The 22,726-nt window shown below is 59.9% G+C and carries 20 protein-coding genes and 4 tRNA genes; 9 read left to right on the top strand and 15 right to left on the bottom strand.

Translation table 11 applies throughout. The annotated features are described in order from the left end of the window. Window positions 1–24: 24 nt before the first annotated feature. Window positions 25–924, bottom strand: a complete 900-nt coding sequence (locus tag BLR63_RS04545; RefSeq protein WP_010564910.1) for a LysR family transcriptional regulator — start codon at window positions 922–924, stop codon at window positions 25–27. 119 nt (window positions 925–1,043) lie between these two features. Here BLR63_RS04545 and BLR63_RS04540 point away from each other — a divergent pair, with 119 nt between their 5' ends. Then, complete coding sequence (locus tag BLR63_RS04540) at window positions 1,044–2,210, top strand: MFS transporter (RefSeq protein WP_010564909.1); 1,167 nt, start codon at window positions 1,044–1,046, stop codon at window positions 2,208–2,210. Window positions 2,211–2,259: 49 nt separating this feature from the next. Here the strand turns inward: BLR63_RS04540 and BLR63_RS04535 are convergent, their stop codons facing one another. From BLR63_RS04535 to BLR63_RS04490, 10 genes are all read right to left on the bottom strand, one after another. Next, entirely contained in the window at window positions 2,260–4,134 is a 1,875-nt protein-coding gene (locus BLR63_RS04535; RefSeq protein WP_010564908.1) for a SurA N-terminal domain-containing protein, read from the bottom strand. Window positions 4,135–4,363: 229 nt separating this feature from the next. Then, window positions 4,364–4,636: an HU family DNA-binding protein gene (locus BLR63_RS04530; RefSeq protein ID WP_003174819.1), complete on the bottom strand. Its 273-nt coding sequence runs from the start codon at window positions 4,634–4,636 to the stop codon at window positions 4,364–4,366. Between the two features lie 148 nt (window positions 4,637–4,784). Beyond that, entirely contained in the window at window positions 4,785–7,181 is a 2,397-nt protein-coding gene (gene lon, locus BLR63_RS04525; protein WP_010564907.1) for an endopeptidase La, read from the bottom strand. Between the two features lie 161 nt (window positions 7,182–7,342). Continuing rightward, window positions 7,343–8,626: an ATP-dependent Clp protease ATP-binding subunit ClpX gene (gene clpX, locus BLR63_RS04520; protein ID WP_010564906.1), complete on the bottom strand. Its 1,284-nt coding sequence runs from the start codon at window positions 8,624–8,626 to the stop codon at window positions 7,343–7,345. Window positions 8,627–8,737: 111 nt separating this feature from the next. Then, window positions 8,738–9,373 carry an ATP-dependent Clp endopeptidase proteolytic subunit ClpP gene (gene clpP / locus BLR63_RS04515; RefSeq protein ID WP_010564905.1) on the bottom strand — a complete coding sequence of 212 codons (636 nt, stop codon included), beginning with the start codon at window positions 9,371–9,373 and terminating at the stop codon, window positions 8,738–8,740. A gap of 91 nt (window positions 9,374–9,464) precedes the next feature. Beyond that, complete coding sequence (gene tig, locus BLR63_RS04510) at window positions 9,465–10,775, bottom strand: trigger factor (RefSeq protein WP_010564904.1); 1,311 nt, start codon at window positions 10,773–10,775, stop codon at window positions 9,465–9,467. Window positions 10,776–11,176: 401 nt separating this feature from the next. Further along, window positions 11,177–11,252 (bottom strand) — tRNA-His (locus BLR63_RS04505). Window positions 11,253–11,329: 77 nt separating this feature from the next. Continuing rightward, a tRNA-Leu gene (locus BLR63_RS04500) sits at window positions 11,330–11,414 on the bottom strand. Between the two features lie 56 nt (window positions 11,415–11,470). Next, window positions 11,471–11,546: transfer RNA gene (locus BLR63_RS04495), tRNA-His, on the bottom strand. A 32-nt stretch (window positions 11,547–11,578) separates the two neighbouring features. Continuing rightward, window positions 11,579–11,655, bottom strand: a tRNA-Arg gene (locus tag BLR63_RS04490). A gap of 275 nt (window positions 11,656–11,930) precedes the next feature. On the opposite strand from BLR63_RS04490, the gene folD reads away from it, so the two are divergent. Together folD and pbpG are read left to right on the top strand one after the other, a co-directional pair. Then, the gene (gene folD / locus BLR63_RS04485; protein WP_010564903.1) at window positions 11,931–12,785 is read left to right on the top strand and encodes a bifunctional methylenetetrahydrofolate dehydrogenase/methenyltetrahydrofolate cyclohydrolase FolD; all 855 of its coding nucleotides are present in this window, start codon (window positions 11,931–11,933) and stop codon (window positions 12,783–12,785) included. A gap of 422 nt (window positions 12,786–13,207) precedes the next feature. Continuing rightward, window positions 13,208–14,131 carry a D-alanyl-D-alanine endopeptidase gene (gene pbpG, locus BLR63_RS04480; protein WP_010564902.1) on the top strand — a complete coding sequence of 308 codons (924 nt, stop codon included), beginning with the start codon at window positions 13,208–13,210 and terminating at the stop codon, window positions 14,129–14,131. A gap of 116 nt (window positions 14,132–14,247) precedes the next feature. Here the strand turns inward: pbpG and BLR63_RS04475 are convergent, their stop codons facing one another. Further along, window positions 14,248–15,585 (bottom strand): sensor histidine kinase, encoded by a 1,338-nt coding sequence (locus BLR63_RS04475; protein ID WP_010564901.1) that lies wholly within the window; start codon window positions 15,583–15,585, stop codon window positions 14,248–14,250. Further along, window positions 15,582–16,241, bottom strand: coding sequence for a response regulator transcription factor (locus BLR63_RS04470; protein ID WP_010564900.1), 660 nt, complete (start codon window positions 16,239–16,241; stop codon window positions 15,582–15,584). The genes BLR63_RS04475 and BLR63_RS04470 overlap by 4 nt, the downstream gene beginning before the upstream one ends. A gap of 131 nt (window positions 16,242–16,372) precedes the next feature. Between BLR63_RS04470 and BLR63_RS04465 the strand changes: the two genes are divergently transcribed. The 5 genes from BLR63_RS04465 to BLR63_RS04445 all read left to right on the top strand — a co-directional run bounded on the left by BLR63_RS04465 (window position 16,373) and on the right by BLR63_RS04445 (window position 21,150). Beyond that, a complete protein-coding gene (locus BLR63_RS04465) occupies window positions 16,373–16,696 on the top strand; it encodes a PepSY domain-containing protein (protein WP_010564899.1) in 324 nt (107 codons plus the stop codon). Window positions 16,697–16,779: 83 nt separating this feature from the next. Next, window positions 16,780–17,250 (top strand): DUF2271 domain-containing protein, encoded by a 471-nt coding sequence (locus tag BLR63_RS04460; RefSeq protein WP_010564898.1) that lies wholly within the window; start codon window positions 16,780–16,782, stop codon window positions 17,248–17,250. A gap of 25 nt (window positions 17,251–17,275) precedes the next feature. Then, window positions 17,276–19,456: a PepSY domain-containing protein gene (locus BLR63_RS04455; protein WP_010564897.1), complete on the top strand. Its 2,181-nt coding sequence runs from the start codon at window positions 17,276–17,278 to the stop codon at window positions 19,454–19,456. Beyond that, window positions 19,440–20,435: an FAD:protein FMN transferase gene (locus tag BLR63_RS04450; protein WP_010564896.1), complete on the top strand. Its 996-nt coding sequence runs from the start codon at window positions 19,440–19,442 to the stop codon at window positions 20,433–20,435. Before BLR63_RS04455 ends, BLR63_RS04450 begins: the two co-directional genes overlap by 17 nt. A 13-nt stretch (window positions 20,436–20,448) precedes the next feature. Continuing rightward, entirely contained in the window at window positions 20,449–21,150 is a 702-nt protein-coding gene (locus BLR63_RS04445) for a VIT1/CCC1 transporter family protein (protein ID WP_010564895.1), read from the top strand. 17 nt (window positions 21,151–21,167) lie between these two features. Here the strand turns inward: BLR63_RS04445 and BLR63_RS04440 are convergent, their stop codons facing one another. Next, window positions 21,168–21,827: a C39 family peptidase gene (locus BLR63_RS04440; protein WP_042946798.1), complete on the bottom strand. Its 660-nt coding sequence runs from the start codon at window positions 21,825–21,827 to the stop codon at window positions 21,168–21,170. A gap of 284 nt (window positions 21,828–22,111) precedes the next feature. Between BLR63_RS04440 and BLR63_RS31455 the strand changes: the two genes are divergently transcribed. Beyond that, window positions 22,112–22,273, top strand: coding sequence for a hypothetical protein (locus BLR63_RS31455; RefSeq protein ID WP_010564893.1), 162 nt, complete (start codon window positions 22,112–22,114; stop codon window positions 22,271–22,273). On the opposite strand, the gene BLR63_RS04435 is transcribed toward BLR63_RS31455, so the two are convergent. Next, window positions 22,270–22,680, bottom strand: coding sequence for a PA0061/PA0062 family lipoprotein (locus BLR63_RS04435; protein ID WP_010564892.1), 411 nt, complete (start codon window positions 22,678–22,680; stop codon window positions 22,270–22,272). The genes BLR63_RS31455 and BLR63_RS04435 overlap by 4 nt on opposite strands. Window positions 22,681–22,726 lie beyond the last annotated feature (46 nt).

Genomic DNA, 22,726 nt, shown 5'->3' with positions numbered 1-22,726 from the left:
TCCTGTCGGTAAAACGTCACAGGCCTACACAGCGGGGCCTGCAGGAAAAAGCCCGGCGCACATATGATCAATAAACACGCGTAATTTGGCAGAAGCGTGACGACTGGATGGCCACAGCATCCAGAAACTGCCCTGATGCTCGAGATAGTCATCCAGCACCCGTTGCAGGCGTCCCTCTGCCACGGCCTGATTGACCATGTAGTCCGGCAGGCAGGCGATGCCCAAGCCTTCGTGCACCACATGATTGAGGGACTCGATCGTGGTGCTGACCAACGGGGTGCGCAACATGGGCTCCACAGCGCCAGCCTCCAGCCGCAAGGGCCAGGGTTCCAGCTTGCCCGTGGCGCAGAACTTGTGGCGCAGGCAGGCATGCTCGTTCAAGTGTCGGGGCAGGCTCGGTGTGCCGTGTTGCTGGAAGTACCCCGGCGTGCCCACCAGCACCAGGTGGTAATGCCCCAGATGACGGGCCATCAAGCGCGAATCTTCTGGCTTACCGGTACGAATCACCGCATCGAAACCCTCCTCGATTACGTCCACCATACGGTCGGAAAAATCCACATCCAACTCGATGTCCGGATAAGCACGCATAAAAGCGCTGAGTACCGGCATCAGCAAGCCCCGCACTTGCGGCACGCTGATGCGCAACTTGCCCCTGGGCGTGGTGCTGGCCAGCGTCAGCTCCCGCTCTGCCGCTTCCACCTCCGCCAGAATACGCCGCGACCGCTCAAGAAACAGCGAGCCTTCACTGGTCAAGGTAATGCTGCGAGTGCTGCGATGAAACAAGCGCACGCCCAGGCGTTCTTCCATGCGCGCAATGCTTTTGCCCACTGCCGACGACGACACCCCCAACACGCGGCCTGCGCCGGTGAAGCTGCGCGTCTCCGCCACCTGCACAAATACCGAAAGGCTGCCCAAGCTGTCCATGACCCCATCCCTGCCTATTGCGGACATCAACGTCCGATAAGTCAGGAACCTTAGCCTGTTTTTCCGTGCATCACAGCCCTCTACCCTGCGTCCTTGACCTTCTGCATGGATACGACCTCATGAACGACAGCCCCTCTCTGACCGAAAACCCCGTGTCCGCCCAACCTGATGCGCTGCCACTGGGTGGCTTGCTGGCCCTGGCATGCGCCGGTTTCATTACCATCCTCACCGAAGCCATGCCTGCGGGACTCCTGCCGCAAATGAGCGAAGGCCTCGGTGTGTCGCCCGCGCTGGCAGGCCAATTGGTCACTGTCTATGCCCTGGGATCGCTGTTGGCGGCCATCCCCCTCACCCTGCTGACCCGTGGCTGGCGCAGGCGCCCGTTACTGCTGCTCGCCATCGGCGGCTTTGCTCTGGTCAACAGCATGACCGCGCTTTCGAGCCACTACGGCCTGAGCCTGACGGCACGTTTTTTTGCCGGTGTGTTCGCCGGGCTGCTCTGGGCGTTGCTGGCCGGATATGCAAGCCGCATGGTGGCCCCTCACCTGCAAGGTCGCGCCATTGCCGTGGCGATGGTGGGCGCACCGTTGGCGCTGTCACTGGGCATGCCCGCGGGGACTTTCCTCGGTACCACCGTTGGCTGGCGCCTGAGCTTTGCGATCATGACCGGGTTGACGCTGGTGCTGCTGATATGGGCGCGCCTGCAACTGCCGGATTTTGCCGGCGAACGGGCGGATAAACGTTTGGGATTGCGCCAAGTGCTGGGCTTGCCGGGTATTCGTCCGGTGCTATGGGTAACCTTTACCTACGTGCTGGCCCATAACATTCTCTACACCTACATCGCGCCTCTGCTGGCGCCAGCGGGAATCGAGGCCGACATAGACCGGGTGCTGCTGGTATTTGGCCTGTCGGCGTTGTTGGGTATCTGGCTGGTCGGGCTGCTGATCGATCGATGGCTGCGACCGCTGGTGCTGATCAGTTGCTCGCTGTTTGGCCTGCTGGCCCTGTCGCTGGTGTTCTGGATCGACTCGCCAACAGTCATCTACAGCGCTGTGGCGGTTTGGGGCCTGGCATTCGGTGGTTTGCCGGCACTGCTGCAAACCGCGCTGGCCAAGTCAGCCGGCGAGTCGGCTGACGCCGCACAGTCGATGCTGGTGACCGTGTGGAACCTGGGCATTGCGGGAGGCGGTTTGGCGGGCGGTTTGCTATTACAGAGCTGGGGCGTCGTGGCTTTTCCCTGGGCTGTGGCGCTGTTGATGCTGCTGGCGCTGGGCAAACGCCCATGAAAAAGCCCCCGGTCTTTTCAGGCCGGGGGCTTTTTCTTTCAAAACGACATCAGTACTTCTTGATGTCAGCCTTGGCTTCCAGTTGCTTGCGATACGCCGCGAAGTCCTGCTGACCAATACGGGAAGCGAGGAAACGGCGGTATTGCGCCTTTTCTTCGTCCGTTGGAGCAACGGCTTCATTGACGCCGTTCAAGCGCACGATTACCAGGCTACCGTCAGCCAGGGTCACGCTGCTGAAGGTCGGTTTGTCCTTCGCCGCAGGCTTGGGCATACGGAACACGGCTTGCAGCACGGCCGGATCGATCGATTCCTGGCCACGGGTAGCCGCCGCGGTGACTTTCCACGCCTGGCCATCAACCGGCTGGTTCAGCGGGGTCTTGCCGTCACGCAGGCTAGCGATCAACTCGTCAGCGTGAGTCTTGGCCGTCGCGCTGGCGCGCTCCTTGGTCATCTGTGCACGAATAGCCGTGGCAACGCTTTCCAACGGCAGTTGCGCAGGTTTGAGGTGCTCTTTGGCACGCAGCACGATGACGGTTTCCGGGTCCAGTTCGATGGCAGTGCTATTGGCACCTTCATCCAATACTTCCGGGCTGAACGCAGCGGTGACCACGGCACGGTTGGCCGTAACACCTTCGCCACCCTCACGGCCAAACGGCGCGGAGGTGTGCACGGTCAATTTCAGGTCAGACGCTGGCTGAGCCAGGTCGGAAGCTTCGAATGCCGCATCTTCGAGTTGCTTGGTAGCTTCAACAAAACGCTGCTCGACCTGTTGGGTCTTGAGTTCACGGGTCAGCTTGCCTTTGAGGCTGTCAAACGTCGGCACTTCTGGAGCCTCGACACCCAACAGCTTGATCAAGTGCCAACCGAAGGAACTGCGCACCGGTGCCGAGACCTGATCCTTGTTCAAGGCGTACAAGGCAGTTTCGAAATCCGGGTCGTAGACGCCAGGCCCTGCAAACCCGAGATCGCCGCCATTGTTGGCCGAACCGGGGTCCTGGGAGAACTCCTTGGCCAGGGCGTCGAATTTCTCGCCTTTGGCCAGGCGCGCCTGGATTTCCTCGATCTTGGCCTTGGCTTGCGCGTCGGTGACCTTGTCGTTGACTTCAATCAGGATATGCGCCGCGCGACGCTGTTCAGCGAGGTTGGCGGTTTCTTTCTGATAGGCCGCCTGCAGTTCATCGTCCTTGACGCTGACCTGGTCGAAAAAGGACGACTTTTTCAGCTCCAGATAATCGATGACCACCTGGTCAGGGGTCATGAACTCCTTGGCATGCTGGTCGTAATAAGCCTTGACCTCATCGTCGGTGAGTTTCACCGCTGCAGGGTTGGCCTTGATGTTGACGGTGGCGAAGTCGCGGGTCTGTTTTTCCAGACGGGCGAATGCCAGCACTTCGGCATCGGTCACGAAACCGCTGCCTGCGATGCCTGCACGAACCTGGCCGATCAGCATTTCCTGGGTCATCATCTGACGGAACTGCAGACGGCTGTAACCCAGTTGACGGATCACCTGGTCAAAGCGCTCGGCGCTGAACTTGCCATCCACCTGGAATTCCGGCGTCTGCAGGATCACCTGATCCAGCTCCGCTTCAGAGAAGCCAAATTTGGAATCAGCCGCGCCTTGCAGGAGCAGCTTGCGGTCGATCAGCCCCTTGAGCGCCGCATCGCGCAGCAGTTTTTCGTCCAGCAGCGAAGCATCGAAATCCTTGCCCAGCTGTTGCATCAGTTGGCGACGTTGCATGTCGACGGCCTGGCTCAGCTCGGTCTGGGTGATTTTTTCACCATTGACCTTGGCCACGTCCTGCTTGGTATTGGTCGAAGCCTGGAAAATGGCCTCGATACCGGTGAACGCCATCAATGCGACGATGATCCCGATAATGGTCTTGGCAATCCAGCCTTGTGAATTGTCCCTGATATTTTGCAGCATGCGTCCCCCAGAAACGGTTGAACTTCAAAAATTGGCAACCGTGGAGCGTGGGTAGAGTCCGGATAGAAGAAAGGCGCATCCGAGGATGCGCCTTCTCGTAACTGGCGGAGCGGACGGGGGGTTTAACCCACACCCCCGGCTTGGTGACCCGATGGATACATGGGTCAGCTGCCGCTCCGCTGCCAGGCCGGACGGCGTCCGACCCGGGTAGGTAAGGCTTGATCGACGCTTAGTTAACAGCTTCTTTCAGGGCTTTACCGGCTTTGAAACCTGGTTTCTTGGCAGCAGCGATTTGCAGTGCTTTGCCAGTCTGTGGGTTACGGCCAGTACGCGCTGGACGGTCAGTCACAGAGAAAGTACCGAAGCCTACCAACACCACAGAGTCGCCGGCCTTCAGAGCGCCAGTGACGGATTCGATTACTGCGTCCAGCGCACGGCCAGCAGCAGCTTTCGGGATATCAGCGGATGCGGCGATAGCATCAATCAGTTCCGACTTGTTCACTCTAAGTCCCCTTATATATCTATTGAGTATGATTCTAAGTTTTTTGGTGAAAGCAAAAACCAGTGCTGAATGGCCTACAGACACTTAAGAGCCGCTTTATAACAAGGGCTCTAAAAAGCTGTCAAGGAAGCCCCCAGGCTTTAGCGGATTAATGCGTGCTAATTCTTTCCTTGGAATCAGACTCGCGTTTTTCGTCCTTCGCGACTATCTCCGGAGCTACATCCGGCAGGGGCTCCGGCGCGTATTGCAGCGCAATTTGCAGGACCTCGTCAATCCATTTAACCGGTTTAATCTGAAGATCCTGCTTGATGTTGTCCGGGATTTCCTTCAAGTCGCGAACATTCTCTTCTGGAATGATCACGGTCTTGATGCCACCTCGATGCGCAGCCAGCAGTTTCTCTTTCAAACCACCGATCGCCAATACCTGACCACGCAGGGTAATTTCCCCGGTCATTGCGACATCGGCGCGCACTGGAATGCCAGTCAATGCCGACACCAGCGCCGTGCACATGCCTACACCTGCACTAGGACCGTCTTTAGGGGTCGCCCCCTCAGGCATATGGATATGGACATCGTGCTTCTCGTGGAAGTCCAGGGGGATCCCCAGGCTCCTCGCGCGGCTGCGTACCACGGTCTGCGCGGCAGTAATGGACTCGACCATCACATCACCCAGGGAACCGGTCTTGATCAATTGACCTTTGCCCGGGATCACTGCAGCTTCGATAGTCAGCAGTTCACCGCCCACCTGGGTCCACGCCAGGCCAGTCACCTGCCCTACCTGGTCCTGCTGTTCAGCCAGGCCATAACTGAATTTACGCACGCCGAGATAGTGCTCCAGCACATCGGCGGTGACCTTCACCGAAAAACGTTTTTCCAGCGCATGTTCTTTGACCGCCTTGCGGCAAATCTTCGCAATCTGGCGCTCAAGCCCCCGTACACCGGCCTCGCGGGTGTAGTAGCGCACCATGTCACGGATCGACTCGACTTCGAATTCGATCTCGCCTTTTTTCAAGCCATTGGCTGAAATCTGCTTGGGCGCGAGGTATTTGACCGCGATATTGATCTTCTCGTCTTCGGTGTAGCCCGGCAGACGAATCACCTCCATCCGGTCCAGCAGCGCTGGCGGAATGTTCATGGAGTTGGAGGTGCACAAGAACATGACATCGGAGAGGTCGTAGTCGACCTCCAGGTAGTGGTCATTGAAGTTGTGGTTCTGCTCGGGGTCGAGCACTTCCAGCAAAGCCGATGCCGGATCGCCACGCATGTCGCTGCCCATTTTGTCGATTTCGTCGAGCAGGAACAGCGGGTTGCGTACACCCACCTTTGTCATCTTTTGAATCAATCTTCCTGGCATCGAACCGATGTAGGTACGCCGATGACCACGAATTTCCGCTTCATCGCGCACGCCGCCGAGGGCCATGCGCACGAATTTACGGTTGGTGGCATTGGCGATGGACTCGGCTAGGGAGGTTTTACCCACACCCGGCGGACCGACCAGGCACAACACCGGGCCACGAATTTTCTTCACGCGCTTTTGCACGGCGAGGTATTCGAGGATGCGTTCTTTGACTTCTTCGAGGCCGTAATGATCCGCATCAAGGATGTCCTCGGCGCGGGCCAGGTCCAGGCGGACTTTGGTCTGGGCCTTCCAAGGTACCTGCACCAGCCAGTCGATGTAGGAACGAACCACAGTGGCTTCGGCCGACATCGGCGACATTTGCTTGAGTTTGTTCAACTCGGCATTGGCTTTGGTCAGGGCGTCTTTTGGCAAGCCGGCGGCATCGATGCGTTTTTTCAACTCTTCGATTTCGTTGTGGCCTTCCTCGCTGTCGCCGAGTTCTTTCTGAATGGCCTTCATCTGCTCATTCAGGTAATACTCGCGCTGGCTGCGCTCCATTTGTTTCTTCACGCGACCACGAATGCGTTTCTCGACCTGCAACAGATCGATTTCGGCATCCAGCAGCGCCAGCACGTGTTCAACACGGGCGGCCAGGTCGATGATCTCCAGAATGTCTTGCTTCTGTTCGATTTTCAGCGCCATGTGCGCCGCCATGGTGTCGACCAGGCGGCTTGGCTCATCGATGCTGTTGAGGGACGACAACACTTCAGCCGGGACTTTTTTGCCCAGCTGCACATACTGCTCGAACTGCGAGAGCAGGCTGCGTACAAAAACTTCGGACTCACGCTCAGGAGCTTCGACTTCGTCGATCAGTGCCACTTCGGCACGCAGGTGGCCGTCCACCTCCATGAACCGCTCGACCGCGCCGCGCTGTTCGCCTTCCACCAACACCTTGACGGTGCCATCGGGCAGCTTGAGCAGTTGCAGCACGGTTGCCACGGTACCAACGCGATACAGGGCGTCTTCGCCCGGATCATCGTCAGCAGGATTTCTCTGGGCCAACAGCAGGATCTGCTTATCGCCCGCCATCGCAGCCTCGAGGGCTTCGATAGACTTCTCGCGCCCCACGAACAGCGGGATAACCATGTGCGGATAGACGACGACATCACGCAACGGCAGGAGAGGCAATTCGATGGTTGTCTTCATGATTTCGCCTCTATGACAGTTGAAAAGTAAGCTTGAAGCCAAGATGGGGGCTGCGTGTAAAAAAAACAAGCTCAATGCCTGCTGTTACACGCAGTAAAAATTCTTATGAAAAACAAAGGGGCCCCTAGAGGCCCCTTGTTTGTACCGAAACTGCGAAACGCTTACGCGTCTGGCGCAGCCTTGGCAGCCGGTTCACTGTTTTCATAGATATACAGTGGCTTGGACTTACCTTCTATAACGCTTTCGTCAATCACCACTTTACTCACCTCGGATTGCGAGGGGATTTCATACATGGTGTCGAGCAACACGCCTTCGAGGATAGAACGCAGGCCACGTGCACCCGTCTTACGCTCCAGCGCCCGCTTGGCCACGGACTTGAGCGCGTCGGTACGGAACTCGAGGTCTACACCTTCCATCTCGAACAGCTTGGCGTATTGCTTGGTCAGGGCGTTTTTCGGCTCGGTGAGGATCTGAATCAGAGCAGCCTCATCCAGCTCGTCCAACGTAGCCAGGACCGGCAGACGGCCAACGAATTCAGGGATCAGACCGAACTTGACCAGATCGTCAGGCTCGACTTCACGCAGGGACTCGCCCACCTTCTTGCCTTCTTCCTTACTGCGCACTTCTGCACTGAACCCGATGCCGCCACGGGTGGAACGGTTTTGAATAACCTTTTCCAGACCGGAGAACGCACCGCCACAGATGAACAGGATGTTACGCGTATCAACCTGAAGGAATTCCTGCTGCGGATGCTTGCGGCCACCTTGCGGCGGTACGGAAGCAACCGTGCCTTCGATCAGCTTCAACAGAGCCTGCTGTACGCCTTCACCGGAAACGTCCCGGGTAATCGACGGATTGTCGGACTTGCGCGAAATCTTGTCGATTTCGTCGATGTAGACAATACCCATCTGGGCTTTCTCTACGTCGTAGTCGCACTTCTGCAGCAGTTTCTGAATGATGTTCTCGACATCTTCGCCCACGTAGCCAGCCTCGGTGAGGGTGGTGGCGTCGGCGATGGTGAACGGAACGTTCAGCAGGCGAGCGAGGGTTTCCGCAAGCAGGGTTTTACCCGAGCCTGTAGGGCCGATCAGCAAGATGTTGCTTTTGCCGAGTTCGACTTCGTCGCCTTTCTTGTCACGCTGGTTCAGACGCTTGTAGTGGTTGTACACCGCTACGGCCAGAACCTTCTTTGCACGCTCTTGACCAATGACGTATTGGTCAAGGATGCCGCTGATTTCTTTAGGCGAAGGCAATTTATGCGCGCTGCTTTCGGCCTGTGCTTCCTGCACCTCCTCACGGATGATGTCATTGCACAGGTCGACGCACTCGTCGCAGATAAAGACCGAGGGGCCGGCAATCAATTTGCGTACTTCATGCTGGCTTTTGCCACAGAAGGAGCAATAGAGCAGCTTGCCGTTGTCCTCGCCGTTGCGGGTGTCAGTCATTCGTTCGATCCAAATCCGATAGGCTTGCAACACAAGATGAAGGCTTATGCGGGCTTTTTCAAGCCCACAGGTGTCGGATGTGCCGAACAGCCTTATTTTGAGCGGCTTATATTAAGCGGGGCGCTTTTCGATCACTTCGTCGATCAACCCATATTCACGCGCCATTTCCGCGCTCATGAAGTTGTCGCGATTGGTGTCGCGTTCGATTTCTTCCAGGGTGCGCCCGCTGTGCTTGGCCATCAGCGTGTTGAGACGCTCGCGGATGAACAGGATTTCCTTGGCGTGGATTTCGATATCCGACGCCTGGCCCTGGAAACCGCCCAGTGGCTGGTGAATCATCACACGGGAGTTCGGCAGGCAGTAACGCTTGCCATGAGCACCCGCGGTGAGCAGGAACGCGCCCATGCTGCATGCCTGACCGATGCACGTAGTCGATACGTTCGGCTTGATGAACTGCATGGTGTCGTAGATCGACATGCCCGCCGTTACCGAACCGCCCGGAGAGTTGATGTAAAGATGGATGTCCTTGTCCGGGTTTTCCGCTTCAAGGAACAGCAGTTGCGCACAGATCAGGTTGGCCATGTAGTCCTCTACCGGGCCCACCAGAAAGATCACTCGCTCCTTGAGCAGGCGCGAGTAGATGTCGTAGGCGCGTTCGCCACGAGCGGACTGCTCGACAACCATCGGGACCAGGCCGCCTGCGGCCTGGATATCAGAGTTCTGCTGAATATAGGAATTACGGAACATGCTCTGCAGTTACTCCCAAATAGTCATGTCTTGAAAACGCATAAGCCAGCGCGAGGCTGGCTTATGGTTGAATTTCCAACGAATTGGACAATCAGTCGGCTTGTGCTGCTTCCGCCGGCTTGACTGCTTCTTCGTAAGAGACCGCTTTATCGGTCACCTTAGCCTTCTGCAGAACAGTATCCACAACTTGTTCTTCCAGCACAACCGAACGTACTTCGTTCAGCTGCTGGTCGTTCTTGTAGTACCAAGCCACAACCTGCTCAGGCTCCTGGTAGGCCGAAGCCATTTCCTGGATCATTTCGCGAACGCGGTCTTCGTCAGGCTTGAGGTCGAACTGCTTGACCACTTCGGCCACGATCAGGCCCAGCACGACGCGGCGCTTGGCTTGCTCTTCGAACAGCTCGGCCGGCAGTTGGTCTGGCTTGATGTTGCCACCAAACTGCTGAACCGCTTGCACGCGCAGGCGATCCACTTCGTTGGACAGCAGAGCCTTAGGCACTTCGATCGGGTTGGTAGCCAGCAGACCGTCCATGACCTGGTTCTTGACCTTGGACTTGATGGCCTGACGCAGCTCACGCTCCATGTTCTTGCGAACTTCGGTACGGAAGCCTTCGATCCCGGTTTCCTTGATGCCGAATTGAGCGAAGAACGCCTCATTCAGCTCTGGCAGCTTAGGCTCGGAAACGCTGTTGACGGTCACGGTGAACTCGGCGGCTTTACCAGCCAGGTCCAGGTTCTGGTAATCAGCCGGGAAAGTCAGGCTCAGCACGCGCTCTTCGCCGGCTTTTGCCCCCACCAGACCGTCTTCGAAACCAGGGATCATGCGGTTGGAACCCAGCACCAGTTGAGTACCCTTGGCCGAGCCGCCAGCGAATGCTTCGCCGTCGACCTTGCCCACGAAATCGATGTTCAGCTGATCTTCGTTCTGGGCGGCACGCTCGGCCACCTCAAAACGAGTGTTCTGCTTGCGCAGGATTTCCAGCATGTTGTCCAGGTCGGAATCAGCCACTTCGGCGCTCAGGCGCTCGATAGCGATGCCGTCGAAACCGGCAACTTCAAACTCTGGGAACACTTCGAATACGGCTACGTATTCCAGGTCCTTGCCAGCTTCCAGGGACTTGGGCTCGATCGAAGGCGAGCCAGCCGGGTTCAGCTTTTGCTCAACGACCGCTTCGTAGAAAGAAGCCTGGATCACGTCACCGACAGCTTCCTGACGCGCATCGGCACCAAAACGGCGCTTGATTTCGCTCATTGGCACTTTGCCTGGACGGAAACCAGCGATCTTGGCCTTTTGGGCAGTCTGCTGCAGACGCTTGTTGACCGCAGTTTCGATACGCTCTGCCGGCACGGTGATGCTCAGGCGGCGCTCGAGAGCAGTAGTATTTTCAACAGAAACTTGCATGGATATTCCTCGTTGCACAGACGTTAGCCGGCCGTTTCCGACCCCAGAATCAAGGGCATGCATTCTAGTGGGTCAAACTCAAGAAGTCACCCTACTGGAAACGGGTAAAAAAACAGCAGGCAATTTATCGGTACGAATGCACGAATGCACCTCGCCCCGGTGACAAATACAGCCAATCACGCCAGGGCTCTGCGCCAACCCTTCTATATATAGAAGAGGTCGCCAATCATCTCCCTGACGGCCAACCCCGAGAACGGGATCGGCAGGCAGCGCAGCATCATCGAGAAACATAAATACGACGAAACGCCCTGCCGTTGCGACCCAGTGCCTGCAGCCGCCGATACTCGAAACGCTAAAACAAAAAAAGGCGCCAGACTGTTAAATCTGGCGCCTTTCGAATATGGGGTGGACGAAGGGGATCGAACCCTCGACAACGGGAGTCACAATCCCGTGCTCTACCAACTGAGCTACGCCCACCATATTGCGTTAACAAAGAAACCAAACCACTTCTTTGTTGAGCCTTGCCCTGCCCCATGGCTGAACAAAGCTTTAATTGGTGCGGATGAAGAGACTCGAACTCTTACGCCTCGCGGCGCTGGAACCTAAATCCAGTGTGTCTACCAATTCCACCACATCCGCGCTTGAAGCTCTTAAAGCAAAGGCGCCAGATGATTAATCTGGCGCCTTTCTAAATATGGGGTGGACGAAGGGGATCGAACCCTCGACAACGGGAGTCACAATCCCGTGCTCTACCAACTGAGCTACGCCCACCATATAGCGCTACTTGTGCCAAAGCTGCCTAATGGCGCACCCGGCAGGACTCGAACCTGCGACCATCCGCTTAGAAGGCGGATGCTCTATCCAGCTGAGCTACGGGCGCCTGATTAATCTGTACTCTTGGAGGATTACAAACTAAGTGCTTCCAGCCTTGCAGAACAACAATCCCACTCGACCTTCTTAACCAGTGCTAGGCTGTGCCCGACAAGTGCGACGAATAGTATAGAGGGTCCCGAAACCCGTCAAATCTTTTTTAAAAAAAATTCATTTTATTTAAGGGGTTAGGCCAATTTGCAGACCAAGCGCCTTTGCCCTCACGTCTTGGCATGCGAGAATGCGCGCACTTTTCTTCCCCCTCTCGATGGTTAATCACGCGTAATGACTGCACAACTTATCGACGGCAAATCAATCGCCGCCAGCCTGCGCCAGCAGATCGCCAAGCGCGTCACCGAGCGTCGCCAGCAAGGCTTGCGCACGCCGGGCCTCGCGGTGATCCTGGTCGGCAGCGATCCTGCCTCTCAGGTTTATGTCTCGCACAAGCGTAAAGACTGTGAAGAGGTCGGCTTTATCTCCAAGGCCTACGACCTGCCTGCCGACACCACCCAACAGGCGCTCACCGACCTGATCGACGGCCTCAATGACGACCCGGCGATCGATGGCATCCTGGTGCAACTGCCGCTGCCCGCGCACCTGGACGCCTCCAAGCTGCTGGAACGCATCCGCCCGGACAAAGACGTCGACGGCTTCCATCCGTACAACGTCGGCCGCCTCGCCCAGCGGATCCCGCTGCTGCGCCCGTGCACGCCCAAAGGCATCATGACCCTGCTGGAAAGCACCGGTGTCGACCTGTACGGCCTCGACGCCGTCATCGTCGGCGCGTCGAACATCGTCGGTCGCCCGATGGCCATGGAATTGTTGCTGGCCGGCTGCACCGTGACCGTCACCCACCGCTTCACCAAGGATCTGGCCGGCCACGTTGGCCGGGCGGACCTGGTGGTGGTTGCCGCCGGCAAGCCGGGCCTGGTCAAAGGCGAGTGGATCAAAGAAGGTGCCATCGTCATCGACGTCGGTATCAACCGCCAGGCTGATGGCAAGCTGGTCGGCGATGTGGTGTACGAAACCGCCCTGCCCCGTGCCGGCTGGATCACGCCGGTACCCGGTGGCGTCGGCCCGATGACCCGTGCCTGCCTGCTGGAAAACACCTTGTATGCCGCAGAAACCCTGCACGGCTGATCGGCCGCCGCACTGAAAAAGCCCTGCCTTCGCGCAGGGCTTTTTGTTTTGGGTGTAAACCTCATGCTCTGCTTTCACCGTGCAGGGGTCCGCCAACGGGGAAGCGCTGAACCGCGCATTCAATAACGCCGCCGAGGCTGATGATCGCTCTGGTTTCTCGATTCTTCGACATCCTTTTCACCCGCCATCGACGCAATCGGGCGCAACTTACCCCTACTCCTTTGAAGAACTCCATTTGGCCCGCCCATAAGCGGGCCATTTTTTGTCCACGGATAAGTACAAGTTCGACCAATCATCGTCTTACAGCCTTTATTTAAAGGCTCTCTATCGTTTTCTGATCCATACTCCTAAAATGTAACGTGATTTTTCATAAGGCCCGTTGCAGAACGGGATTTCTTTACTTTTTTAGCGAGTTCATCCGCGTGAAAATTCGTCTCTCTCTCGTCAGCCTATTGTTCGCTTTCACAGGCACCTTTGCGCACGCCGCCGAATCCACCCTGGCCCCGCGTGATACATCCAAACTGCAAATCGCTTCCGGCAGCGCCATGCTGGTGGATCTGCAGACCAACAAGGTCATCTATTCCAGCAATCCCGACGTGGTGGTGCCCATCGCGTCGGTCAGCAAGTTGATGACCGGCCTCATCGTGCTTGAGGCCAAGCAGAACATGGATGAATACATCGACATCAACATCAGCGACACGCCGGAGATGAAAGGCGTGTTCTCCCGCGTGAAGATCGGCAGCCAAATGCCGCGCAAAGAGATGTTGCTGATTGCCCTGATGTCCTCGGAAAACCGCGCTGCCGCCAGCCTGGCCCACCATTATCCGGGCGGCTATGCGGCCTTCATCGCGGCGATGAACGCCAAAGCCAAGGCGCTGGGCATGACCAGCACTCACTACGTCGAGCCCACTGGCCTGTCGATCCATAACGTGTCCACTGCCCGCGACCTGAGCAAGTTGCTGGCCTATGCGCGCAAATTCCCGATGCTGAGCCAATTGAGCACCACCAAGGAAAAGACCGTGGCGTTCCGCAAGCCCAACTACACCCTGGGCTTCTCCAACACCGACCACCTGATCAACCGCGCCAACTGGGATATCAAGCTGACCAAGACCGGCTTCACCAACCAGGCCGGCCACTGCCTGGTGCTCGTGACGAGCATGGGTAACCGCCCAGTGTCGCTGGTGATCCTCGACGCCTTCGGCAAACTCACCCACTTCGCCGATGCCAACCGCATTCGCAACTGGGTCGAGACCGGCAAAGGCGGTTCGGTTCCGGATGTAGCGTTGCGCTACAAGGCCGACAAGAACCTGAAGAATCGCGGGAACGCTGCCGAAGTCAGTCGCTGAGCCCCGCCACACGAAACGGCGTCAGCCCAGCCAATGCCCCGATCGGATCGGGGCATTTTTTTGTCTGCGCTATAGCCGCAAAGCAGGCGCCTCGATTGACGCCCAGAGCGACTCATTCAAGCGCTCGGCACGCATAAAAACTGGACAGTGACCTCAAACCCATCCGCCCTGCCGGTCGCTGGCGATGCCAGGGTCATACGCGCCTTGACCCCTTGAGCGATGGTCTTGGCAATCGCCAGGCCCAAGCCTGTGCCACTGGCTTCGCTGCTGCCACGCACGAAGCGTTCGGTCAGGCGTTGCAACACCGGTGCCGGCACCACCGGTCCGCCATTGACGACCCGCAGCAGCGCCTGCTCCGTGAGGCTGACTTCGACCGGCTGATCCGCAGCGCCGTACTTCAATGCGTTCTCGATCAAATTGCGCAGCAGGATGCCGAACGCATCCGGGTCGATCGCACAATAAACGCTGGCCTCGGTTGGCAGTTGCAAGCGAATGCGCTGCCCGCTGCTGCGATTCCACTCATCGACACCATGGGCCAGCAAGGGAATCAGGTCCTGGGGTGCCTCGGACAACAGCCCGCCGCCCTCGGCCTTGGCCAACTGCATCAGCTTCTCCGACAGCCTTGCCAGCTCGCGCAGTGAGTCTTCGATCTTCGCCGCGCGCGTGCGCAACGGGCCTTGCGGCGCTTCCTGGCGCAAGCGTTGGATCTGCGCCAACGTCGCGGCCAACGGCGTGCGCAACTCATGGGCGCTGTTGGCGGTGAAACTGCGCTCGGCCTCCAACGCCTTGCGCAAGCGCTCCAGCAGACGGTTGACCGCATCGGCCAACGGGTCGATTTCCGCCGGCAGGCGCGCCACGCTGATCGGCGACAAATCCCCCACGCCACGGGCTTCCACGGCACGGCGATAGGCCAACACGCTACGCAAGCTGAGACGCACAAACAGCCATGTGCCCAACAGGCTGATGGGGATCAGCGCCAGCAACGGCAACAACAACGCGAGCAAGGCTTCCCGCGCCGCCTCACGGCGATGTCCCAACGGCTCGGCGATCTCAATGAACAGGGTGTTGCGCAACGCACTGGCGCCATACAAACGGTATTTTTGCGTGGTGGAAAACCCTTCGCTCGGGTGCTCGTTGAAAATCTTCGGGTTGGCGTCATGGGACTGCATCAGGATCTGCCCCTCAGCGTCGCGCACCAGGTACGTCAGGTATTCCTTGTGCATTTTCAGGGTGGCGACGTGCTGGGCGGTACGCGGCGCTTCGCGGTTGCTGATTTCCAGCACCGCCAGGGGCAGGATGCGTTGTGCAGTCTCTTCCAGGGCGCTGTCGAACGCCTCGTTCAATTCATGCTGCACCACCAGCCAGGCACCGACGGTCGCGCCCAGCCAGAGCAAGGTCATGCCCAGGGTCAAGCCCAGGCCAAGACGCTTTTGCAGACTGATCGGCGACTTCATGCGGCCATCAACCGATAGCCCATGCCACGCACGGTTTCCACCAGGTCGCGCCCCAGTTTCTTACGCAAGCGGCTGATATAGACCTCGATGGTGTTGCTCTCGATTTCCGCGCCAAAGGCGTACAAACGCTCTTCGAGCTGCGCCTTCGACAGCAATGCCGTGGGACGCTGCACAAACGCCTCGAACAGTGCCCACTCGCGGGCCGTCAGATCGATGGTGATGCCGGCGCGCTGCACGGTGCGTGCGCTCATATCGACTTGCAGGTCGCCGAGCCTGATCTGCGGGTTGGGGTTGCCGCTGTAACGCCGGGCCACGGCGGCCACTCGGGCCGAGAGTTCGAACAGGTCGAATGGCTTGACCAGGTAATCGTCCGCCCCGGCATTGAGGCCGGCGATGCGGTCGGATATCTGGTCCTGGGCGGTGAGGATGATCACCGGGGTCACGTTGCCGACTGCGCGCTGCTGGCGCAGGAAGTCCAGCCCGCGACCATCGGGCAGCATCAGATCCAACAGAATCAGGTCGTAGGGCGTGGTGCGCACACTGGCGTTCGCATGGTCCAGGCGCTGCACCCAGTCGACGGCATGGCCGTCATCGGCTATCTGTTCGCGTACCGCCTCGCCCAGTCCGGGCGCGTCCTCGACCAATAAAACCCGCATCTGGCACCTCCTGTGATGGTTGTCGTGCAGCACCTTACCCACCTTACCTGACGTGAATCTGAAGATTCAGCTGGTTGTCAGGAATGACCTTTAGGGTAAGCCGCAAATGCCCATCCGGCCGGAGACAGATCATGAAATCAGCTTTTATTGTCAGCACCGCACTGCTGGGCGTCCTGCTCGGCACACACGCCTTGGCCGATGACGACTGCAGTGAGCCGGTCAGCGACTGGCAACCCCGCGAGACCCTGCGCCAACACGTGGAACAGCAATACGGCTGGAGCGTGCAGCGCATCAAGGTCGACGACGGCTGCTACGAACTCAAGGCCACCGACCGCAAAGGCAATGCGATCGAAGCCAGCTATGCCCCAGCCTCGCTGCGATTGCGCAAACTGGAAATCCATTTCGGCGACAACGGCGACGCCCGGGATTACCTCAACCGCCCCGGATCTGAATGAACTTTGCGTTTTTCCATGGCTTTCAGGTTGCTGTCAGCCAGCAGGTCCAGGCTCTCGCCACATCATTCAACCAGGACATCCCCATGAAAAAAATCATTGCTGCAACTTGCCTCGCCGGTGCCATTGCCCTGCCGGGGCTGGCCCAGGCCCGCGAAGTGACCCTGACCACCCAGCTCAAGGACTACAGCGGCAACGGCGCGTACCTGGCGATCTACGTCACCGACGCCAACGGCAAGTACCAGAAAACCCTGTGGGTCGCTGGCAAAAAGTCCAAGTACTACCGCCACCTGAGCGACTGGGCGCGTGGCAGCGGCATGAACCCGAACGAATTCGACGGGCTCAGCGGCGCCAGCGTCGGCAGCGGCGACACCCTCACCGTCAGTGTCGAACTGGCCGACACCTTGATCGATGCCGGGTATCAGATCCGTATCGACAGCGCCGTGGAAGACAAACGCGACACCCGCGCCGATGTGAGTGTCCCCCTGACCTCGAGCGGCTCGCACAAGCCGGTCAGCGGCAGCACGTATGTCAAGTCTTTCACCTACGACCTGTAACACCTGCGACTTCTGGAGGCTGAACATGCTTCGCCAGTTCCATTCACTGCCCGGTCTGATCGCCGCCCTGCTGGTCATGTTGTTGGCCATCAGCGGCGCAGTGCTGTCCGTCAATCCGGCCTTGGAACGCCTGCACGGCACCTCGACCGCTGCCGGGCAGGTCAATGTCGGGCAATTGGCGGGACGCATCGCCAACCATTTCCCGGGGGTGGAGCAGATCCAGCGCACAGCGTCCGGGACGGTAATCATCTACTACAACCAGGACGGCCAGGCCGGTGCGCAAACGGTCGACCCACTCACCGGCCAGGGGCTCGGGGCCTATGAGCCGTCCGCCGTTTCGCGCTGGGTAAAAGACCTGCACCGCTCGCTGTTCATGGGCACGGTGGGGCATGGGATCGCGGGCGTCGGCGCGTTTGTCATGTTGCTGCTCTCGGTGTCCGGGGCGCTGTTGCTGGCGCGCCGCCTGGGTGGCCTGCGCAACCTGTTGCGGCCGCTGCGCGGCTCGTTCAGCCAGCGCTGGCATGCCGAAGTCGGGCGCCTGGCCTTGCTTGGGCTGCTGCTGTCGGCCTTGAGCGGGCTGTACATGTGCGCCACGACCTTCGGCCTGATCGCCGACGGCAGTCAGGCTGAACCGGCCTTCCCCGCGCATATCAGCGTCGGCGCGACGCAACCGGTGGCCAACCTGCAAGCGTTGCAGGCCACCGATTTGAATGACCTGCGCGAATTGGTTTACCCGAGCCCCGGCAACCCCGAGGACGTGTTTTCCCTGCGCACCGCCCAGGGTGATGGCTACGTGGACCCGGTCAGCGGCGAGCTGCTGGCGTATCAGCCCCACGATTCAATGCACGACCTGTATCAATTGATCTATCAATTGCACACCGGTGAAGGCCTCTGGTGGCTGGGCTTGATCCTCGGGGTTTGCGCCCTCAGCGTACCGTTGATGAGTGTGACCGGCATGCTGCTGTGGTGGCGGCGCCGCAAAGCCGCACCGAAGATTCGTCATAACAGCCCGGCCCACGCCGCCGACAGCGTGATTCTGGTGGGCAGCGAAAACAACGGCACCTGGGGCTTTGCCAACACCTTGCACGCCGCGCTGCACCAGGCCGGGCACCGGGTTCACAGTGCCGCGATGAATGAGTGGACAGGCGAATACCGTGCCGCCCAGCGCCTGTTCATCCTCACCGCCACCCACGGCGACGGCGATGCACCGGCATCAGCCACGCAATTCCTGGCGCGCCTCAAGCGACTGGGCCTCAAACCCGGCCTGCCTTTTGCGGTACTCGGGTTTGGCGATAGGCAGTTTCCAAGGTTCTGTCAGTACGCCCATCAGGTGCAGGACGCGATGGTGCAGGTCGGCGGCACGCCCTTGCTGGGGCTGGAAACCGTGAACCGCCAATCCTCCCAGGAATTCGCGCGCTGGGGCGACGCGCTGGCGGTACCGCTGGGTCACGACCTGCCGCTGATCCACACGGCGCAGCGCCCAAGCACCTGTCAACTGGAGCTGAGCGAGCGCATCGTCTATGGCGAAGCCGTGAACGCACCGACCCACGTCCTGCGCTTCAAGGCCAAGGGTGGGCTACCGCGCTTCCAGGCCGGTGATCTGGTCGGCATTTTCCTGCCGGATAACCCGGCGCCGCGCTTTTACTCGCTGGCCAGCTGCGCCGACGACGGCGTGCTGGAAATCTGCGTGCGCAAACACCCAGGCGGTCTATGCTCGGGGTTCCTGCATGACTTGGAGATCGGTGGGTCGGTCGAAGCGTTCATCCAGCCCAATCCGCAATTCCGTCCGGCGTCGGGCGCGCACCCGGTGATTCTGATCGGCGCCGGCACTGGTATCGGGCCCCTGGCGGGCTTTATTCGCCACAACACCGCCAAGCACCCGATGCACTTGTATTGGGGCGGGCGTAACCCGGCTTCGGATTTCCTCTATGAACCGGAGCTCAACCGTTACCTGGCGGACCACCGCTTGACCGCCTTGCGCGCTGCGTTTTCCCAGGTCCAGGACCGCAGCTATGTGCAGGACCGGCTGCTCAGCGATGCCCTGGCATTGCGCCGGCTGATTGAAAAAGGCGCCCAGGTGCTGGTGTGTGGCAGCCGTGAAATGGCCAAAGGCGTGATGCACGCCCTGGACGAAGTGCTGGCGCCGCTCAACTTGAGCGTGCAGGCCCTCAAGACACAAGGACGCTACCGTGAAGACGTCTACTGAGACACAACGCTACAGCCTCAACGGCGAGACCATGGGCACGCGCTACACCGCCCTGTTCTACGCCGAGGCCGGCCTCGACACCGACGCGATCAACCGCGCTCTGGCCCAGGCCGTGGGCCGCGTGGACCAGCAGATGTCTACCTGGAAAGCCGACTCCGACCTCAATCGCCTCAATGCTGCCCCTGAGCAAGTGTGGCTGCCGGTGCCTGAAGAGCTGGTCACGGTTCTGGCCGCCGCGCTGCGGGTCGGCCAGCAATCCGGCGGCGCCTTCGACATCGCGGTCGGTGATCTGGTAGAAGCCTGGGGCTTCGGTCCCGGCGCATCGTCGGTGACCGAGCAGCCCCTCGACACCCTGGCGCCGCGCAGCGCTCTCTCGGCAAATGCCGCGCTGACGGTGGACACCCAACGCCACCAAGTGCGCAAACGCGCGCCGCTGCAGCTCAACCTCAACGCGATCGCCAAAGGCTTTGGCGTCGACGAACTGGCCCGCTGCCTGGACGGCTTCGGGCTGACCGACTATCTGGTCGGCATCGATGGCGAGATGCGTGCCCGCGGCAGCAAACCGGATGCGCAACCCTGGGTCGTGGCGATTGAAAAACCGTGCCGTGGCGTGCGCGAAGTGATGGGGGTCATGGAACTCTGCGATGCCGCCATCGCCACCTCCGGCGACTACCGACACTGGATTGACGTAAAGGGTCGCCACTATGCTCACACCATGAACCCGGCCACCGGCGCGCCGCTGTGCAATAGCGTCGCAGCCGTGACGGTGGTGGCCGCCTCGTGCATGCTCGCCGACGCCTGGGCCACGGCACTGATGGTGCTGGGCGAAAGCGAAGGCCCGCGCGTGGCCCAGGCCCGCGGGATGGACGCACTGTTCGTGCTGCGCGAGGGTGACCGACTCAGAGAAATATCCATTGTCGGCGGCATTCTGCAGGCGCAGATTGACAGCCGTCCGACCCAACCCCGCCCACGCACGTGAGTCCCGCACATCCATGAAATTCATGCACCGGCACACCGAATCCCACCGCAGTGACCGTATCGGCTGGCTGCGCGCCGCCGTCCTTGGAGCCAATGACGGGATCGTCTCCACCGCCAGCCTGTTGATCGGCGTGGCCGCGGCCAACGCCACCCATGCCTCGCTGATCGTCACCGGCCTGGCCGGGCTGGTGGCGGGCGCGATGTCCATGGCGGCCGGCGAATACGTTTCCGTGCATTCCCAGGCCGATACCGAGCGCGCCGACCTGTCCCGCGAACAGGCGGAACTGGCGAACAACCCGAAGGCCGAGCACAGCGAGCTTGCCCACATCTACATGAATCGAGGGGTGTCATCCGAACTGGCCCATCAGGTGGCCGATCAATTGATGGCGCACGATGCACTGGGCGCACACGCACGGGACGAGTTGGGCATCAGCGCGACGCTCACGGCCAAACCGCTGCAGGCGGCGCTCGCCTCGGCGGCGAGTTTCGTGGTGGGTGCGGTGTTGCCGCTGGCGGTGACCATCATCGCCCCGACCCACAGCGTCGTGCCGTGGATATCCGGCATGTCCCTGCTGTTCCTGGCCAGCCTGGGCGCCGTTGCGGCCAGGGCCGGCGGGGCGAACATCTTCATCGGCGCTTGGCGAGTGACCCTGTGGGGAGCACTCGCCATGGGCATCACGGCCGCCGTGGGGGCGATCTTCGGCGCCACGGTGTAGGGCTGACGCGAGCGCGGTTACTTGCTCTCGGCCAGCACCTTCAGCGCCTGGGCCGCGGCCCGCTCCTGGCCGGCCTGGGCCGTGGCGTTGGCCGCAGCGCGCCAACGCTGCGCATCCACATTGGCCGGCAACTGGCTCGGACGCTGGGTGAGGATTGCCCAGTGGCCGGCGCTGCTCCACTTCGATTCAAAGTCGCTGAAGCTCATCAACAGCCGCCGATCCTTGCCTGAGCGCAGCAGCAGCGTGCTTTTCTGCTGGTTGAAACCCACCACGACCACGTAGTGCGTGCTGGACAACAACCCGCCGCTCACCCGCGCCATCACCGGGTAACCCGCCGCCACCTGCGCCAGCACCGCCGTGAGCTTGGCATCCAGCGGGTACACCATCAGCCCGTACTCGCGCGCCAGCACCTGCATGTTGCGCTCGAGGTCCGCCTCACCGCCCGGCAAGTGCAATGGCTTTTCCAGCAAGCCCGGTGTCATGACAATGCCTTGTTGCGACAGCATGCTGGCCAGAGCCGTAGGAGCGCTCTGATAAGCGTCGCTGCGAAAGCTCGGCACGCCGTTGAGTTCGACGCGCTCCGGCAGGCCCGGCAGTTTCGACACACTGGAACAGGCCGCAAGCCCCAGGGCAAAGGCCAACAATAAGGATGTTTTAACGTTCGACCGTAACCGCAATTTTTTACTCTCTTGATCAACTGCCGGTGAAGGGCCAGATCATAGCCCAATCGCGGCGGATGTTCCCCGTAGGAGCGAGCTTGCTCGCGAAAAACCAGAGAACGCCGCGTTCTCCCCGATAACCCGCGTCATCAAAGAATCGCCGTCCGCTCTATAAACCCGCGGCGATAGAGCAAAGAAGTTGACGCGACTCGACCATTGGTCAATAGCAGGCAACCGGCGGGTAGCTAGACTGTCCATTGAACAGACTGTGTGTGCCCCGAGCGGGGCGAAAGGAGGCCAGAATGAGCCTTGCTACAACGATTTTCCTGTTGATCTGCGGTTGGCTGGCCGTTGCCAGCGCCATGTTGTGGGGGGTGTTGCGCATTACCCGCCGGCACCATCACCCCCACGTCAAACCCGCTGCACCCGCCAAGCGCCATAAGGCAGCGGGGCACCACGCCTAGCCCGGCATGCAACTGAAGTCCTGGGTGGCCGCTACTTCCTTGCCGTGACCATCCTCAAGGGATGCGCGCACGGTCGTGCCCAGGCTCGACTCCATCAGGGTGTAATGCTCACCCGCCTTGAAATGCTTGTATTCGACACTGCCCTGGCAGTCCCGCTGGTTGTCGTCGCCGGGTTCCTCCTCGAATAACGTCACGTCCAAGCGATGGTTGCCTGGGGTCACCTCGAAAAAGCGCCCGTCATCCACACGCTTGCCATCCACACGCTCGGCCATCAGATCGTTCGGCGCTTCTTCTTTCAGGCCGATCCAGGCTTCGCTCGGGTCTGCCTTGGGAATCGGGCCGGCGCAGGCCGACAGCAGCAACACCGCACCCAGGGCGGGAATCAACAAAAAAGGTTTGAGTGACATGGCAGGGCTCCAAAGAACATTCGTAGAAAGACGCGGCGAAACGACG

Source organism: Pseudomonas extremaustralis, from assembly GCF_900102035.1.
In the GTDB taxonomy this organism is placed as follows: Bacteria; Pseudomonadota; Gammaproteobacteria; order Pseudomonadales; family Pseudomonadaceae; genus Aquipseudomonas; species Aquipseudomonas extremaustralis.
This window is presented reverse-complemented; position numbering and strand designations above follow the sequence as displayed.

Excerpts from the sequence above, each read along its gene's own strand:
- BLR63_RS04545 (WP_010564910.1), bottom strand. The coding sequence starts at position 924 with ATGGACAGCTTGGGCAGCCTTTCGGTATTTGTGCAGGTGGCGGAGACG.
- BLR63_RS04540 (WP_010564909.1), top strand. The coding sequence starts at position 1,044 with ATGAACGACAGCCCCTCTCTGACCGAAAACCCCGTGTCCGCCCAACCT.
- BLR63_RS04535 (WP_010564908.1), bottom strand. The coding sequence starts at position 4,134 with ATGCTGCAAAATATCAGGGACAATTCACAAGGCTGGATTGCCAAGACC.
- lon (WP_010564907.1), bottom strand. The coding sequence starts at position 7,181 with ATGAAGACAACCATCGAATTGCCTCTCCTGCCGTTGCGTGATGTCGTC.
- clpX (WP_010564906.1), bottom strand. The coding sequence starts at position 8,626 with ATGACTGACACCCGCAACGGCGAGGACAACGGCAAGCTGCTCTATTGC.
- clpP (WP_010564905.1), bottom strand. The coding sequence starts at position 9,373 with ATGTTCCGTAATTCCTATATTCAGCAGAACTCTGATATCCAGGCCGCA.
- tig (WP_010564904.1), bottom strand. The coding sequence starts at position 10,775 with ATGCAAGTTTCTGTTGAAAATACTACTGCTCTCGAGCGCCGCCTGAGC.
- folD (WP_010564903.1), top strand. The coding sequence starts at position 11,931 with ATGACTGCACAACTTATCGACGGCAAATCAATCGCCGCCAGCCTGCGC.
- BLR63_RS04475 (WP_010564901.1), bottom strand. The coding sequence starts at position 15,585 with ATGAAGTCGCCGATCAGTCTGCAAAAGCGTCTTGGCCTGGGCTTGACC.
- BLR63_RS04470 (WP_010564900.1), bottom strand. The coding sequence starts at position 16,241 with ATGCGGGTTTTATTGGTCGAGGACGCGCCCGGACTGGGCGAGGCGGTA.
- BLR63_RS04465 (WP_010564899.1), top strand. The coding sequence starts at position 16,373 with ATGAAATCAGCTTTTATTGTCAGCACCGCACTGCTGGGCGTCCTGCTC.
- BLR63_RS04460 (WP_010564898.1), top strand. The coding sequence starts at position 16,780 with ATGAAAAAAATCATTGCTGCAACTTGCCTCGCCGGTGCCATTGCCCTG.
- BLR63_RS04455 (WP_010564897.1), top strand. The coding sequence starts at position 17,276 with ATGCTTCGCCAGTTCCATTCACTGCCCGGTCTGATCGCCGCCCTGCTG.
- BLR63_RS04445 (WP_010564895.1), top strand. The coding sequence starts at position 20,449 with ATGAAATTCATGCACCGGCACACCGAATCCCACCGCAGTGACCGTATC.
- BLR63_RS31455 (WP_010564893.1), top strand. The coding sequence starts at position 22,112 with ATGAGCCTTGCTACAACGATTTTCCTGTTGATCTGCGGTTGGCTGGCC.
- BLR63_RS04435 (WP_010564892.1), bottom strand. The coding sequence starts at position 22,680 with ATGTCACTCAAACCTTTTTTGTTGATTCCCGCCCTGGGTGCGGTGTTG.